Raw genomic sequence first — 16,023 nt, forward strand, 5'->3', positions numbered from 1 at the left:
AAATCAAAAGAAATTCTTTTGCGGGTGCACTTGGTAACTTAACCTAACAAAGTATTCCCGGCCATTCAAGCGATGAAACATTGATCATAAGCTGGAAATACCGTTGCAAACCTAGAAGGGAATAAAGAATAAAACGCTTTCAAAAAATAATTAAAGTAAAAATATTCAGAAAAATATTTCGTTTCTCCTTCGCCTCATTTTAGTATAAAATATATAGGGTATTGTTTCGAAAACACAGGCCTGTCTTAAGGCGTTTTGTTGCTTTAAAGGGCTTGTTTTTGATATGATCAGTATTATATGACTTAACGGAGAAATATGTGGAGGTGGATCATATGTCACGAATTTCAATAGAAGAAGTAAAGCACGTTGCGCACCTTGCAAGACTTGCGATTACTGAAGAAGAAGCAAAAATGTTCACTGAACAGCTCGACAGTATCATTTCATTTGCTGAGGAGCTTAATGAGGTTAACACAGACAATGTGGAGCCTACAACTCACGTGCTGAAAATGAAAAATGTCATGAGAGAAGATGAAGCGGGTAAAGGTCTTCCGGTTGAGGATGTCATGAAAAATGCGCCTGACCATAAAGACGGCTATATTCGTGTGCCATCAATTCTGGACTAAAGGAGGGACACAAGAATGTCATTATTTGATCATAAAATCACAGAATTAAAACAGCTCATACATAAAAAAGAGATTAAGATTTCTGATCTGGTTGATGAATCTTATAAACGCATCCAAGCGGTTGATGATAAGGTACAAGCCTTTTTGGCATTAGATGAAGAAAGAGCACGGGCATACGCGAAGGAGCTTGATGAGGCGGTTGACGGGCGTTCTGAGCACGGTCTTCTTTTCGGTATGCCGATCGGCGTAAAAGATAATATCGTAACAAAAGGGCTGCGCACAACATGCTCCAGCAAAATTCTCGAAAACTTTGATCCGATCTATGACGCTACTGTCGTTCAGCGCCTTCAAGACGCTGAAGCGGTCACAATCGGAAAACTGAACATGGACGAATTCGCCATGGGGTCATCTACCGAAAACTCTGCTTACAAGCTGACGAAAAACCCTTGGAACCTGGATACAGTTCCCGGCGGTTCAAGCGGCGGATCTGCGGCTGCGGTTGCTGCGGGAGAAGTTCCGTTTTCTCTTGGATCTGACACAGGCGGCTCCATCCGTCAGCCGGCTTCTTTCTGTGGCGTTGTCGGATTAAAACCTACATACGGACGTGTATCTCGTTACGGACTGGTCGCATTTGCGTCTTCATTAGACCAAATCGGACCGATTACACGTACGGTTGAGGATAACGCGTTTTTACTTCAAGCGATTTCCGGCGTAGATAAAATGGACTCCACGAGTGCAAATGTGGACGTGCCTGATTTTCTTTCTTCATTAACTGGCGACATCAAAGGACTGAAAATCGCCGTTCCGAAAGAATACCTTGGTGAAGGTGTCGGCAAAGAAGCGAGAGAATCTGTCTTGGCAGCGCTGAAAGTCCTTGAAGGTCTCGGCGCTACATGGGAAGAAGTGTCTCTTCCGCACAGTAAATACGCGCTTGCGACATATTACCTGCTGTCATCTTCTGAAGCGTCAGCGAACCTTGCACGCTTTGACGGCATCCGCTACGGCTACCGCACAGACAACGCGGATAACCTGATCGACCTTTACAAGCAAACGCGCGCTGAAGGTTTTGGAAATGAAGTCAAACGCCGCATCATGCTTGGAACGTTTGCTTTAAGCTCAGGCTACTACGATGCGTACTACAAAAAAGCGCAAAAAGTGCGTACGTTGATTAAGAAGGATTTCGAAGACGTATTTGAAAAATATGATGTTATTGTTGGACCGACTACACCGACACCTGCGTTTAAAATCGGTGAAAACACGAAGGATCCGCTCACAATGTACGCAAACGATATCTTAACGATTCCGGTCAACCTTGCCGGCGTACCGGGAATCAGCGTGCCATGCGGATTAGCAGACGGTCTTCCGCTCGGCCTGCAAATCATCGGAAAACACTTTGATGAAAGCACTGTATACCGCGTTGCTCATGCATTTGAACAAGCGACAGACCATCATAAAGCAAAACCTGAACTGTAAGGGGTGAAAAGAATTGAACTTTGAAACGGTAATCGGACTTGAAGTCCACGTTGAGTTAAAAACAAAATCAAAAATTTTCTCAAGCTCTCCAACGCCATTCGGCGCGGAGGCGAATACGCAGACAAGCGTCATTGACCTCGGATACCCGGGCGTCCTGCCTGTCCTGAACAAAGAAGCCGTTGAATTCGCAATGAAAGCCGCTATGGCGCTCAACTGTGAGATCGCAACGGATACGAAGTTTGACCGCAAAAACTATTTCTATCCTGACAACCCGAAAGCGTATCAGATTTCTCAATTTGATAAGCCAATCGGCGAAAACGGCTGGATCGAAATTGAAGTCGGCGGCAAAACAAAACGAATCGGCATCACGCGCCTTCACCTTGAAGAGGATGCCGGAAAGCTGACGCATACAGGCGACGGCTATTCTCTTGTTGACTTCAACCGTCAAGGAACGCCGCTTGTTGAGATCGTATCAGAGCCGGACATCCGCACGCCGGAAGAAGCGTACGCGTATCTTGAAAAGCTGAAATCCATCATCCAATATACAGGCGTTTCTGACTGTAAAATGGAAGAAGGCTCACTTCGCTGTGACGCCAATATCTCTCTTCGTCCGATCGGCCAAGAGGAATTCGGCACAAAAACAGAATTGAAAAACTTGAACTCCTTTGCGTTTGTTCAAAAAGGCCTTGAGCATGAAGAAAAACGCCAGGAGCAGGTTCTTCTTTCGGGCGGCGTCATCCAGCAAGAAACTCGCCGTTATGATGAAGCAACGAAGAAAACCATTCTTATGCGTGTCAAAGAGGGATCTGACGACTACCGTTACTTCCCAGAGCCAGATCTAGTCGAGCTCTACATTGATGATGAATGGAAGGAACGCGTAAAAGCAAGCATTCCTGAGCTTCCGGATGAGCGCCGCAAGCGTTATATCGAAGAGCTTGGCTTGCCTGCATATGACGCGATGGTTCTGACGCTGACAAAAGAAATGGCTGATTTCTTCGAAGAAACCGTTCAAAAAGGCGCTGAAGCTAAACAAGCGTCTAACTGGCTGATGGGTGAAGTGTCAGCTTACCTAAACGCAGAACAAAAAGAGCTTGCCGACGTTGCCCTGACACCTGAAGGCCTTGCCGGCATGATCAAATTGATTGAAAAAGGAACCATTTCTTCTAAGATCGCGAAGAAAGTGTTTAAAGAATTGATTGAAAAAGGCGGCGACGCTGAGAAGATTGTGAAAGAGAAAGGCCTTGTTCAGATTTCTGACGAAGGCGTGCTTCTGAAGCTTGTCACTGAGGCGCTTGACAACAATCCTCAATCAATCGAAGACTTTAAAAACGGAAAAGACCGCGCGATCGGCTTCCTAGTCGGACAGATTATGAAAGCGTCCAAAGGACAAGCCAACCCGCCGATGGTCAACAAAATTCTGCTTGAAGAAATTAAAAAACGCTAATAAAAAAGCAGCCCTTAGAGGCTGCTTTTTTATGGTCAAATTGAGATAAAGACAGAGATGAGGGCCCGAAGCCTTTCAACTTCTTTGTCGTTGGTTCCGGTCAAATTGGACAGCATGCCTTTAATAATCGGCTTGCGCGGTTTATCCTGAGCCAATTCTTCCTCGATAACATCAAGTGACACGGTGATATCCTCGGGCAGCGTGCTGTTTTCTTTCACTTTCTGAATGTCCTCAAGCAGCTGGTCTTTCCCCGCAGGCATCGGGTTGAAAATGTCTTTTGGCACAATCGGATTGAGTGCTGAGCGGCTCAGCCCCTGTACAAGATCATCCAGTCTCTCGATGATAAAGGCTGAGATTTCTTCTGCACCGATATTAAGCTCACTGTTAAATACCATCACATTCATATAGGAATGCACGATGCCTCTTGCCATGATGGACAGATCTGCGACGTACGGCTCGATTCCTTTTCCATAGGACGACAGCAAGGCGTTCCGGTACAGCTTATCCGTCTCCATGGTTACTTTGTAAAAGTATTGCTTGATTTCTTGATTTTCCGGAATGATATTTTCGGTAAGCAAAAGTACGATAAAATCTTTATGATCACGAAAATCCTCAAATTGAGCGCCAATTTGTTTTTTCAAAACATCTTTAGGCGGCTTTCCAGCAAGATCTTCTTCTATATTTTTCATTTTGTTCATAGACATACCGATATAATATTCACAGGCAGATAACAGCAGCGCTTCTTTCGATTTGAAGTGCAAATAAAAAGCGCCCTTCGAAATGCCGCATTCACTGGCGATTTCTTGGATCGTCGTAGCTGCGAATCCTTTTTTCGCAAATAAACGAATGCTGGTTTTTATGATTCTCTCTTTTTTTTCATTCATGACGTGCTTCCCCTTAATCCTTGAAAAATTTAGTAAAATTTTCTGGTATATGAGTTGACGTTGTTGCGTTATAACGTTTAGTATTATATAGAATGACCAGTCAGTCAATAAAAAATGTAATGGAGGATATGATGAACCACGTTATTAATTTCGTTCTGAAAAACAAATTCGCCGTATGGCTGATGACGATTATTGTAACGGCAGCCGGCTTGTATGCGGGTATGAATATGAAGCAAGAGTCTATTCCTGACGTGAATATGCCTTACTTGACGATCAGCACGACATATCCGGGTGCGACACCAAGCCAAGTGGCTGATGAAGTGACCAAACCGGTTGAACAAGCCGTGCAGAACTTGGACGGTGTCAGCGTTGTGACGTCGACGTCCTATGAAAACGCATCGTCGGTCATGATTGAATATGATTATGAGAAAGATATGGACAAAGCGAAAACAGAAGCAGCTGAAGCGTTAGAAAATGTCAGCCTGCCTGACGACGCGAAGGATCCGGAGATTTCACGCTACAGCTTGAACTCATTCCCGATTCTGACGTTAAGTGTGTCCAGTGATAAAGATAACCTGCAAGAGCTGACGAAAAAAGTGGAGGACAGCCTCGTTTCTAAGCTTGAAGGCATAGAAGGCGTTGCGTCCGTCCAAGTATCGGGCCAGCAGGTGGAAGAGGTTGAATTCTCTTTCAAAGAAGACAAACTGAAGGAATACGGCCTTGATGAAGATACTGTGAAGAAAGTGATTCAAGGTTCAGATGTGACAACTCCGCTTGGATTGTACACATTCGGAAATGAAGAAAAATCTGTCGTCGTCAGCGGCGATATTGAAACAATTAAAGATTTGAAGAATATGAGAATCCCGACGGCATCAGCTTCAAGTGCAGGCAGCAGTGCAGCATCTCAAGCGGCGGCGCAGAGTGCACAGGCAGCCCAAAGCGCACAAGCGGCAGCACAGGCGCAGCAAAGCGCAAGCACAGCAGTGCCGACGGTCAAGCTTTCTGACATTGCTACAATTAAAGATGTGAAAAAAGCTGAATCCGTTTCACGCACAAATGGCAAAGACAGCATCGGCATCAACATCGTCAAAGCAAACGATGCGAATACGGTAGAGGTTGCCGACAATGTCAAAGCTGAGCTGAAGAAGTTCAAAGAAGACCATAAAGGCTTCAATTACAGCGCAACTCTCGACATGGCGGAGCCGATCACACAGTCAGTTGACACGATGTTAAGCAAAGCCATCTTCGGTGCTATTTTTGCGATTGTGATTATTCTCTTATTCTTAAGAGATATCAAATCAACATTAATTTCGGTTGTTTCAATTCCATTATCATTGCTGATCGCACTCCTTGTGCTGCAGCAGCTTGATATCACATTGAATATTATGACGCTCGGCGCAATGACCGTTGCCATCGGACGTGTAGTCGATGACTCCATCGTTGTCATCGAGAACATTTATCGCCGAATGAGACTCAAAGACGAGCCGCTCCGCGGAAAAGCATTGGTTCGTGAAGCGACGAAGGAAATGTTTAAACCGATCATGTCATCAACGATTGTGACAATTGCGGTATTCCTGCCGCTCGCACTTGTAGGCGGACAAATCGGTGAGTTGTTTATTCCGTTTGCCTTAACGATTGTTTTTGCGCTTGCCGCATCCCTGGTGATTTCAATCACGCTTGTGCCGATGCTCGCACACAGCCTGTTCAAAAAATCATTAACCGGTGCGCCTATTAAAGCGAAAGAACACAAACCTGGCAGACTTGCAAACATCTATAAAAAAGTATTGAACTGGGCGCTGAGCCACAAATGGATCACGTCTATCATCGCTGTTCTGATGCTCCTTGGAAGCTTGTTCCTTGTACCGTTAATCGGTGCCAGCTACCTGCCGTCCGAGGAAGAAAAAACGATGCAGCTCACATACAGCCCAGAACCGGGTGAAACGAAAAAAGAAGCCGAAAATGAAGCTGAAAAAGCGGAAAAAATCCTGCTTGACCGCAAGCATGTCGATACGGTTCAGTATTCATTAGGCTCTGGCAGCCCGCTTGCCGGAGGAGATTCTAACGGTGCGTTATTCTATATCAAATATGAAAGCGACACACCTGACTTTGATAAAGAAAAAGATAACGTTCTGAAGGAAATCCAAAAGCAATCTGACCGCGGAGAATGGAAGACACAGGACTTCAGCTCTTCAGGCAAAAACAACGAATTAACATACTATGTGTATGGCGATTCTGAAAACGATATTAAAGACACGGTCAAAGATATTGAAAAAATCATGAAGGATGAAAAGGATCTGAAAAACGTAAACTCAGGCCTTTCCAGCACATATGATGAGTACACATTTGTCGCTGACCAAGAAAAACTAAGCAAACTCGGTTTAACCGCGTCTCAAATTTCTCAGGCCTTAATGTCACAAACATCACAAGAACCGCTCACAACTGTGAAAAAAGACGGCAAAGAGCTTGATGTGAACATTAAGACAGAAAAAGACGAGTATAAGAGTGTGAAAGATTTAGAGAATAAAAAGATCACTTCCGCGACTGGCCAGGAAGTCAAAATCGGCGATGTGGCAAAAGTGAAAGAAGGATCAACATCAGATACTGTGTCAAAACGTGACGGAAAAGTCTATGCGGATGTCACAGGTGAGGTTACATCTGACAACGTCACAGCCGTATCAGCTGCTATCCAGAAGAAAATCGATAAGCTAGACCATCCTGATAACGTATCGATTGACACAGGCGGCGTATCAGCGGATATCGCTGATTCCTTCACGAAGCTCGGTTTAGCGATGCTGGCAGCAATAGCGATCGTTTACCTTGTGCTCGTGATTACCTTCGGCGGAGCACTAGCGCCATTTGCTATTCTGTTCTCATTGCCGTTCACAGTCATCGGTGCCCTGGTCGGACTTTACGTATCAGGTGAAACGATCAGTCTGAACGCAATGATCGGTATGCTCATGCTGATCGGTATCGTTGTCACGAATGCGATTGTCTTAATTGACCGCGTGATTCATAAGGAAGCGGAAGGCCTGTCTACGAGAGAAGCGCTCTTGGAAGCCGGCTCTACACGTCTCCGTCCGATCCTGATGACAGCCATTGCGACAATCGGCGCCTTGATTCCATTAGCACTCGGCTTTGAAGGCGGAAGCCAGGTCATTTCAAAAGGACTCGGCGTCACGGTTATCGGCGGTTTGATCAGTTCAACGCTTCTGACGCTCCTGATCGTGCCAATCGTATATGAAGTATTGGCGAAGTTCCGCAAGAAAAAACCGGGAACGGAAGAAGAGTAAAAAAACTAAAAGCCTCAGCTCTGCTGAGGCTTTTGTGCGTTTTCACCTGTAAGATTATGTACATTTTGTTGCGATTTTTTTAACTCATAGTATAATTAAAGGTTGTTAGTGTAAAAATGGATCGGATACTCTTAAGTAGGATGATGAGATAATGAAACGTGCACGCATAATATACAATCCGACTTCAGGACGGGAGATCTTTAAAAAGCATCTTGCCCAGGTCCTGCAAAAATTTGAACAAGCCGGCTATGAAACCTCCACCCATGCGACGACATGCGCAGGAGACGCTACACACGCTGCCAAGGAAGCGGCATTGCGTGAGTTTGACCTGATCATTGCGGCAGGCGGAGACGGAACGATCAACGAGGTCGTCAACGGGCTTGCGCCTTTAGACAACCGGCCGACACTCGGTGTGATTCCTGTCGGCACCACGAACGACTTTGCCAGAGCGCTCGGCATTCCGCGAGAGGATATTTTAAAAGCGGCAGATACGGTCATTAACGGCGTTGCCCGCCCGATTGATATCGGACAGGTCAACGGCCAGTATTTTATCAATATCGCCGGAGGAGGCCGTCTGACGGAGCTGACGTACGACGTGCCAAGCAAACTCAAAACAATGCTAGGCCAGCTTGCTTATTATTTAAAAGGAATGGAAATGCTGCCTTCACTTCGTCCGACAGAAGTCGAGATTGAATATGACGGCAAGCTGTTTCAAGGTGAAATCATGCTGTTTTTGGTCACGCTGACAAATTCCGTCGGCGGGTTCGAAAAACTCGCGCCGGATTCCAGCCTGAATGACGGCATGTTTGATTTGATGATATTAAAGAAAGCAAACCTTGCTGAATTTATCAGGGTCGCTACGATGGCGCTTCGCGGCGAACATATCAACGACCAGCACATTATTTATACAAAAGCGAACCGCGTGAAAGTCAATGTATCAGAAAAGATGCAGCTGAACCTGGACGGCGAGTACGGCGGTATGCTGCCGGGCGAATTTGTGAATCTGTATCGACACATTCACGTCGTCATGCCGAAGGAGAAAGCGGAACAGCTGGATGACTAAAACTTGGCTTTGTAAGCCAAGCTCAGAATGTTGACAAAATCCTAAAACAGTTTTCGTTTTAGGATTTTGTCATCTTTTCAGCGTGATTGAAAACCTTTGAAGTCTAGGAAGGACGAGCATTGGAGCGTACTTCCGCAGGATGCGGTGACAGCGGCGTTTGAGCAGGACGCTCTAGTTTTTAGCCGCTGGTCTTTTTACGTGAGCACCGAAGCACAGGACTGACAACGAATGCGAAGGTTTGCCTACACGCTGAAACTTGGCTTGAATAGGCCAAGTTTTTCTTTCGCTTAAAACTAGAGGTGATTATAGATGAAAATGAAACCCCCAGTAGAAAAAAACGAATACTATGACGTGACATTTGAGGATTTGACCCACGAAGGAGCGGGTGTCGCAAAGGTCCAAGGCTTTCCGATCTTCGTGCCGAACGCCCTGCCGGAGGAAAAAGCCCAAATCAAAGTGACACGCGTCAAAAAAGGGTTCGCCTTCGGCCGTCTGATTGAGCTGAAGGAAGAAAGCCCGCATAGAACGGACGCCCCATGCCCGATTTACAAGCAATGCGGAGGCTGTCAGCTTCAGCACATGACCTACGAAGGACAGCTCCTGTTTAAACAGAAACAAGTCAAAGACGTCTTAGAACGCATCGGCAAGCTGGACCTTTCAAAAGTCACCGTGCACCCGACACTCGGCATGGAAGACCCGTGGAACTACAGAAACAAAGCACAGGTGCCGGTAGGAGAACGGGAAGGCGGACTCGTCGCGGGATTCTATCAGCAAAGAAGCCATGACATCATCGACATGAGCGCCTGCCTGATCCAGCAATCCAAAAACGACGAAGCCGTTCAAGCTGTCAAAGACATTTGCGCAAACTACGGTGTCAAAGCCTACAACGAAGAACGCCACAAAGGCTGGCTCCGCCACATCATGGTCAGATACGGCGTTGTTACGGGCGAAATGATGATCGTTTTCATCACAAGAACAAACGATTTCCCGCATAAAGCGAAGATCATCGAAGACATCACAGCGCAATTCCCGCACGTCAAATCCATCGTGCAAAACATCAACCGAAACAAAACAAACGTCATTTTTGGCAACGAAACAAACGTCATCTGGGGCGAAGAATACATCTACGACCTCATCGGAGACGTCAAATTCGCCATTTCCGCCAGATCGTTCTATCAGGTCAACCCGGGGCAGACAAAGGTGCTCTACGACAAAGCGCTTGAGTACGCTGAGCTTCAAGGGGAAGAAACCGTCATTGACGCTTACTGCGGCATCGGAACGATTTCTCTCTTCCTGGCAAAGCAGGCGAAAAAAGTGTACGGCGTAGAAATTGTACCAGAGGCAATTGAGGATGCCAAACGCAACGCTGAGCTAAACGGCATCACAAACGCTGAGTTCGCGGTCGGTGAAGCGGAAACCGTGATTCCAAAGTGGTATGAAGAAGGCATCACGGCCGATACGCTAGTCGTAGACCCGCCAAGAAAAGGCTGCGACGAAGCCCTCCTGCGGACGATTGTGGAGATGAAACCGAAGCGGGTGGTGTATGTGTCCTGTAATCCTGGCACGCTTGCGAGAGACCTGCGGGTGCTTGAGGATGGCGGGTATCAGACGCTCGAAGTGCAGCCTGTGGATATGTTTCCGCATACGAATCATGTGGAGTGTTGTGTGTTGCTCGTGAAAAAATAGAAGATATATAAGGGTCCGAGAATCGGTAATGGGTTCTCGGACTCCCATCTTCTATTATTTCAATTCTTTCTATGACTGACAAATTAGATCTTGGATTTTGAATTGAGGGTAATATTCCTCATAGAATTTCTTGAATTCATTATACAGCTCTGTGTTCATTTTGAATCTGGGCTTCATACTTAGCTTCCTTATTGTAAATCCTCTCATCAAGCATCAACATTCTATTGAATTGGTACATTTAGAGAAAACCTTTTAAAGCATCAAAGTGTTCGGGTAATACTGGCTTGTCCGACTGGTGATAAAAATAATCATCCACTTTCATTTCTTTCGTGAAATTTGCTGTATAGAATACCTACCATACCTGCTACTTTCTTCAAATCACTTTTATATAGAAGGTTCACTTCTACACTTTTTGATGGTTTCGTTGTAAAGAATGTGTCTTTATCCACAAGCACAACCCTCTTTCTATTTGTGAGGATATAGTAGAAGTTAGAGCCTATGATTCCATGAGGGATTCGGTTTTGATTCAATATATTGGAAATGTATATTTTGAATAGGTAGAATATAGATGGTAAGTAATATTCGGCAAGTAATTGTCCCTTTTAAAACACACCTATTTGTAACTGCGTCATATGTAGTTTAACGTTAGTAAAGTGAATTTCATTCGAAGTCTAATTAAGGAGAAGGTAATAAATGATGAACCCACTAGACTCATCACTTTTTCTAAATAGTTATAGTGTTCCATACAATGGATTTGAAAATAACAATTTGGTTTTATCGATGTTATATTCCAAAGATACTGTCATTTTGCATTATTTGGTTCTTAAACAAAAAAACAAAGAAAAATTTATGATATGCGGTTTTGATTTCATTAGCGGGTCAATTATTCCTGTAGAGATTACGAATATAGGTAGCGTTCTTAGAAATCTTAGGGATTTCTTAAATAGTGAATATAACACTATGAATATAGTTATTGAGTCTATTGACGAAATTGTAGAACATTTTGAGAATGGGAAAATAAAAAAAGAAATTGATACATATAAGTCTTTATCAATTCTGACATCAACACAGAGAAATATAATAAGTGGGAGCTGTGAGGTATACAGTAACGGTAAATTAATTAGACCTCATAAAACTTTACTTATATCGAGTAGAAGAGGTTTAGTTTACGGGAAATTTGAATTTGAAAGTAATCAAAATGTTATTCAGGGTTTGAAAAATATACACCTTTCTGAGGATTGGGTTATCAGGTATTGGATAAATGATAATTCTATAGAATCTGCAGGGACAATATATGAAGTGAAAAAAGGTATAGATGGAATCACAATTTTTCTAAGCTCATTTATTCATGAATTAAGTAAGAAGAAGATGGATTTCTTTTCTTTTCAAGGTTCAGACCCAAATTCACCATTACAGGCGATATTGAGGAGTTCCGGAATGTTAAAGGAACAAATTAATATAGAGGGTTTTGGAGTAAAATTTGTTCCTTACCTTGTGTTGCTTCCAATAGAAAATCTAATGCTAAATAATTTTGAATTTGGGTTGGGGGGTGTAACCTTTTTAACTAAAGACCAAGCCTTTGATATGTATAAGGGATTTGAGGAGAAATATAATCATAATTTACTTGGTCAGTTTGATACTTTTGCTCAAACAATTGTCGAATCAGATAACGTATATGATGCCTATTTATTAGGTAGACAAAAAGTTCAAGATGCAATCGATATGATAATTTTACTATCCAAAAATGAAAGAGTGTTTAATTTATACAACTTAGGTAATGAGCTAAATGAATGGAATAGATTAAGATTATATCAAAATCCTAAATGCTCTTCACTCTATTATGTGGAAAATCTAGTAGGCGTAGAAAACATTTTGGGTGATTCTAAAAACACCTGGGAAAATAATTCTTTAGGTGTCGATTCTCAATTTGAAAAAGTTTTTAGAGAATTGGATTGGTATGAAGAAAAACTGTACAAAAAACAGACCGGGCAGCAATCAACTTTAGACAAGCAGTTATTTAATGCTTTAAAGTGGTTGAATAGAAGTTGGAAAGCAGAAGATATAGAAGACAAGGTTATTTATACAAACATAGCTATGGAATTTTTGGTTGATAAAATAGAAACCGACCCTTTTTTGCCTGATGAAATTATTAGGGAATTCAAAAAATTGTTGAAGCAACTATTAAAAGAACAAAGTGATACTTTTACAGAAGAATATTCTAGGAAAATAAAAGAAAAGAGTTTAGGAAAACTTAAAGATCCTCCTTTGAAAATCAAAGTTCAAACCTTGATTCGGCATCTATCTATTCCAATAACTGATGAAGACTTTAGTAAGTTATGGAAGGTTAGAGACTATCGTAATGACCTGGTGCATGGAAGGGATGAATTAAAAATAAACCCAGAAAACGTTTTGAGTGCAAATATACTTTTAGGAGAGTTAATTGTTTATAGATTAAGAAGTATGGAAGAAGGTGATTGATATAAACACTTTATTAGCCGCCTATCATTTTGGAAATAAAATATCAAAATCCCCTTTTGGAAGGACACTTTTCCTAAGATTTAATGACATAAAGATCAAATTATCACCGGAAGCATGGTCACTCTATCACGATGCGATTAAGACATGTTTATTTCAACACTATTATAGTTTTGGACTTGCCTATAAAAAAATTGAGGCTATATGTTCAAAAAAAGAGGGATATCTTCAAAAAAGTTTTACTGAATTACAAGATTGTAGCGAGGTGCATTTATTAATTGAGGAGGGAGATCAACTCGGCAGAGATTTGGAAAATTCACTTTTTCAAATGTTTGCAAGGCTACCTTCAAAGAATATTTCTGGAACCTTTAATTCTTTTGATTTATATAGAGCTTGGATGAATGTTTTTTACCAATTGCAAAGCACCAAATTATTAACTTACCTACATCAACATAAATCAAATATAGAAAATAAACAAGGTAATGTTCAAAAATTTATGGAGTCAAAAGAGGTTTATCCTTTCTCAAGACAGAACAGAATACTTATTCGAAAATTAGATATAAAGGGTACACATAAGGAGATCATGTATTCTTTGGAATTTTTTGATGGGCTTAGAAATTCCATTCTCCAAGTTATTTTTGAAACCCATTTTAATCGCTCTTTTACACTAAATAAAAATGAGATAGTTGAATACAAAGAAAAGAAACGAAATAAAGTTCGTGTTTTTTCGACAAAGGTATTTGGCACGGATGTTTTTAAATATAAAGGAAATTTTGTATTGCTATATGAAAACAATAAACTACAAGAAGTCGGTTTGATAAAGAGAAGAGTAGGAAGAAACCTGGAAATGGGTGATAAATCTATTTCAACAATTGAGGGCCTATTATATCCAAAAAACGATTACAATCTTTTTGTACCAGAGCTCACAAATTAATTTAAGAACCTTTCTGGAACAGTAAGAAAGTATGGGGTGTTAATACTACATCATCCCTTAACTTTTTCTTGATTGATAAAATCCTCTTCACGCTTTAATCGTTTTTACTATATAAATTGTTATGGAAATATAGATGAATTCCCACTGCTCAATATTGTTTTGAATCTACTATTCAGCACTCTGCGCATCAGGAGTGTGTGGCGGTTCTGGGAATTAGAAAAGGCAACTAACCTCTTTGTTAGTGTTGCCTTTTTTAAATTGGAAAAGGCTTATGTTTCCATGTTTTGAATAACTAATTTCGGGTATATTCCTTTCAAGTGAGTTCATCCTTCTGTGGATTTCGATCAGAAGTCTATCAACATCTTGAACACGGTTAGGATCAATATATTTACTCTTCTTTAGAAGCTTGTCCATGTCGGTTAATAACAGAGACAAATCATTTAGATTGTCTTGTTGTTCTTCGAATTCAACAGAAAGTACATTTGTTTGACCGTAGCTATTTATTTTTTCTTAGAGGTTTACAATTTCTCTTAATTGGTTTTACATTACTTCCACCTATCTTGTTTTTTTATGCTTTTGTTTGGTCTGCATATGAAAGTTTGAACATAAACATTCTATCACCTTGTCACCTATCTCTTCAGAAAAAGAGACACAGCCTAAGCTGCGTCTTGTCCTTAATCAAGCGTTCCGTTTTCTGCAATCGTCATTTCCTTGTCAAAGATGGCTTTGTCTGCTAGGGAGTTCGTTGAATCGTTTGCAGCTTTGCTTGTCATGTTTCTGGATGCTACGTTTACTTCATTTCCCAAGGAAGAACTGATAAAGCTTACACCGATCAAAGCAATTACAGCGCACAAAGTCAGTTTAAATTTCATACAAACAATCCCCTCTCTGAATTTGTTTGCGGGCATGAACCATCTTTTTGAAACAGATAACAGAATCATCCATCTGCCCAATTTCAGTATAAAACTTTGCGGCTAATAATGCCAACTCTTCCATATAAGGATATCCTTGGGATGTCTCTAATTTGTTGAAAACATTTAATAAAATGGACGCTTCTCCTTTTTTGATAAACAGCGCCTGCAATCCTTCAAACATAATTTTAAATAGATTATCGTCGAATTTACATGCGAAGCGTACGCCTTTTCTGAAACAATCCATTGCCTGGTCTTGTTTATGTTGAAGAAAATAAATTAAGGCTAAATCGTGGTAAGCTTGTGTCAAGTTGTTGAAATTTGATTTTTTGAATTGGAGAATCGATTTCTCCATGTATTTTGCTGCTTTCGTCAATTCGCCCATTTTAAGATAACAATTTCCGATATTGAATAAAGCTTGGCCGTAAATCCGCTTGTTTTTGCTTTCAAGAAGCCGTGCGCCTTTTAGTGCCTGTTCAAGGTGAGGGAGCACCTTTTCATGACTTTCTAAATCGTCGTAGTTTCCTGCGATCACAAAATGGCATTGTATGCGGCGGACTGAGTAAAGGTCGTGTGTTTTATAGATGTTATACGCCTGAGAAGAATAGTGCATGGATACGTGGGTTTGTTTCATATGATAAAACACTTCAGCCATTTTAAAATAAAATTCCGCCCGCTCAATTTCATCTGAAATATAGGGAATGGTGTTTTCCGCTTTTTGATAGAATGTAATGGCACTTAAGAAATTGCCCTCTTTGAATTCATACATCCCTTGAAAAAAGTAATAGTAGTATTCAACGAGTTTCTCCATCTTCCTGTTGCTGCCTTCAATTCTCTTTAAATATTCTGATAACTCCATTTGGTTTCCTTCAGATGGAATCACATAGTCAATCATAAGCTGATGGCGAAATGCAATGAGCTGATAGTAAATCAAGAGGTCTTGGTCTTCTTCCATGATGTCAATGTCTCGTTCGATCTCAGCTTTAAGCATTTCAGCATCTGTCACATTAAACTTTTGAATATGCCGGTTCCATTCATTAATTTTTATCCCAACGTGCGGAGACGAAATCGTGCCCAAACTTCTCACCCTTCCTCTTCTCACTAATTATGTAAATTTTATCAATACAGAAATTTAATAGGAAGGGGTTGAGAGACCGCAAAAAAAGTTTTCGGTGCTGTCCGCAAAAGGGAGTTTGGGTGTTTTGGTGTTATATTTGGTTTTGTGTGGGTTAGTGCAATC

The 16,023-nt window shown here is 41.7% G+C and carries 11 protein-coding genes and 1 pseudogene; 8 read left to right on the forward strand and 4 right to left on the reverse strand.

Features of this window, described 5'->3' with window-relative positions:
- The first annotated feature begins 332 nt into the window (after window positions 1-332).
- Genes gatC through gatB form a run of 3 tightly spaced genes read left to right on the forward strand, consistent with a single transcriptional unit; the run spans window position 333 to window position 3,540 of the window.
- The gene (gatC, locus tag MHH82_RS40340; protein ID WP_003219442.1) at window positions 333-623 is read left to right on the forward strand and encodes an Asp-tRNA(Asn)/Glu-tRNA(Gln) amidotransferase subunit GatC; all 291 of its coding nucleotides are present in this window, start codon (window positions 333-335) and stop codon (window positions 621-623) included.
- A gap of 15 nt (window positions 624-638) precedes the next feature.
- Window positions 639-2,096 carry an Asp-tRNA(Asn)/Glu-tRNA(Gln) amidotransferase subunit GatA gene (gatA, locus tag MHH82_RS40345; protein ID WP_003242878.1) on the forward strand — a complete coding sequence of 486 codons (1,458 nt, stop codon included), beginning with the start codon at window positions 639-641 and terminating at the stop codon, window positions 2,094-2,096.
- 13 nt (window positions 2,097-2,109) lie between these two features.
- On the forward strand, window positions 2,110-3,540 hold the full coding sequence (gene gatB, locus MHH82_RS40350; RefSeq protein WP_003219444.1) for an Asp-tRNA(Asn)/Glu-tRNA(Gln) amidotransferase subunit GatB: 1,431 nt from the start codon (window positions 2,110-2,112) through the stop codon (window positions 3,538-3,540).
- Here the strand turns inward: gatB and MHH82_RS40355 are convergent.
- Window positions 3,527-4,424: pseudogene (locus MHH82_RS40355) on the reverse strand (TetR/AcrR family transcriptional regulator). The gene gatB and the pseudogene MHH82_RS40355 sit on opposite strands and share 14 nt — an antisense overlap.
- 131 nt (window positions 4,425-4,555) lie before the next feature.
- Here MHH82_RS40355 and srfP point away from each other — a divergent pair.
- The 3 genes from srfP to rlmD all read left to right on the forward strand — a co-directional run bounded on the left by srfP (window position 4,556) and on the right by rlmD (window position 10,463).
- Window positions 4,556-7,714: a surfactin resistance protein SrfP gene (srfP, locus tag MHH82_RS40360; RefSeq protein ID WP_125121421.1), complete on the forward strand. Its 3,159-nt coding sequence runs from the start codon at window positions 4,556-4,558 to the stop codon at window positions 7,712-7,714.
- A gap of 151 nt (window positions 7,715-7,865) precedes the next feature.
- Window positions 7,866-8,777: a diacylglycerol kinase gene (locus MHH82_RS40365; RefSeq protein ID WP_003233894.1), complete on the forward strand. Its 912-nt coding sequence runs from the start codon at window positions 7,866-7,868 to the stop codon at window positions 8,775-8,777.
- Window positions 8,778-9,086: 309 nt separating this feature from the next.
- Window positions 9,087-10,463 (forward strand): 23S rRNA (uracil(1939)-C(5))-methyltransferase RlmD, encoded by a 1,377-nt coding sequence (rlmD, locus tag MHH82_RS40370; protein ID WP_072175457.1) that lies wholly within the window; start codon window positions 9,087-9,089, stop codon window positions 10,461-10,463.
- Window positions 10,464-10,771: 308 nt separating this feature from the next.
- Here the strand turns inward: rlmD and MHH82_RS40375 are convergent, their stop codons facing one another.
- Window positions 10,772-10,912, reverse strand: coding sequence for a hypothetical protein (locus MHH82_RS40375; protein ID WP_250636525.1), 141 nt, complete (start codon window positions 10,910-10,912; stop codon window positions 10,772-10,774).
- A gap of 244 nt (window positions 10,913-11,156) precedes the next feature.
- Here MHH82_RS40375 and MHH82_RS40380 point away from each other — a divergent pair, with 244 nt between their 5' ends.
- Both MHH82_RS40380 and MHH82_RS40385 read left to right on the forward strand, forming a co-directional pair.
- A complete protein-coding gene (locus MHH82_RS40380) occupies window positions 11,157-12,941 on the forward strand; it encodes a hypothetical protein (RefSeq protein ID WP_072175458.1) in 1,785 nt (594 codons plus the stop codon).
- On the forward strand, window positions 12,934-13,872 hold the full coding sequence (locus MHH82_RS40385) for a hypothetical protein (RefSeq protein ID WP_072175459.1): 939 nt from the start codon (window positions 12,934-12,936) through the stop codon (window positions 13,870-13,872). Before MHH82_RS40380 ends, MHH82_RS40385 begins: the two co-directional genes overlap by 8 nt.
- Before the next feature lie 674 nt (window positions 13,873-14,546).
- Here the strand turns inward: MHH82_RS40385 and MHH82_RS40390 are convergent.
- Together MHH82_RS40390 and MHH82_RS40395 are read right to left on the reverse strand one after the other, a co-directional pair.
- Window positions 14,547-14,744: a hypothetical protein gene (locus MHH82_RS40390; protein WP_072175460.1), complete on the reverse strand. Its 198-nt coding sequence runs from the start codon at window positions 14,742-14,744 to the stop codon at window positions 14,547-14,549.
- On the reverse strand, window positions 14,734-15,861 hold the full coding sequence (locus tag MHH82_RS40395) for a response regulator aspartate phosphatase (RefSeq protein ID WP_072175461.1): 1,128 nt from the start codon (window positions 15,859-15,861) through the stop codon (window positions 14,734-14,736). The genes MHH82_RS40390 and MHH82_RS40395 overlap by 11 nt, the downstream gene beginning before the upstream one ends.
- Window positions 15,862-16,023 lie beyond the last annotated feature (162 nt).

This window comes from Bacillus sp. FSL K6-6540 (genome assembly GCF_038007545.1).

Excerpts from the sequence above, each read along its gene's own strand:
- srfP (WP_125121421.1), top strand. The coding sequence starts at position 4,556 with ATGAACCACGTTATTAATTTCGTTCTGAAAAACAAATTCGCCGTATGG.
- gatA (WP_003242878.1), top strand. The coding sequence starts at position 639 with ATGTCATTATTTGATCATAAAATCACAGAATTAAAACAGCTCATACAT.
- MHH82_RS40365 (WP_003233894.1), top strand. The coding sequence starts at position 7,866 with ATGAAACGTGCACGCATAATATACAATCCGACTTCAGGACGGGAGATC.
- gatC (WP_003219442.1), top strand. The coding sequence starts at position 333 with ATGTCACGAATTTCAATAGAAGAAGTAAAGCACGTTGCGCACCTTGCA.
- MHH82_RS40390 (WP_072175460.1), bottom strand. The coding sequence starts at position 14,744 with ATGAAATTTAAACTGACTTTGTGCGCTGTAATTGCTTTGATCGGTGTA.
- MHH82_RS40380 (WP_072175458.1), top strand. The coding sequence starts at position 11,157 with ATGATGAACCCACTAGACTCATCACTTTTTCTAAATAGTTATAGTGTT.
- rlmD (WP_072175457.1), top strand. The coding sequence starts at position 9,087 with ATGAAAATGAAACCCCCAGTAGAAAAAAACGAATACTATGACGTGACA.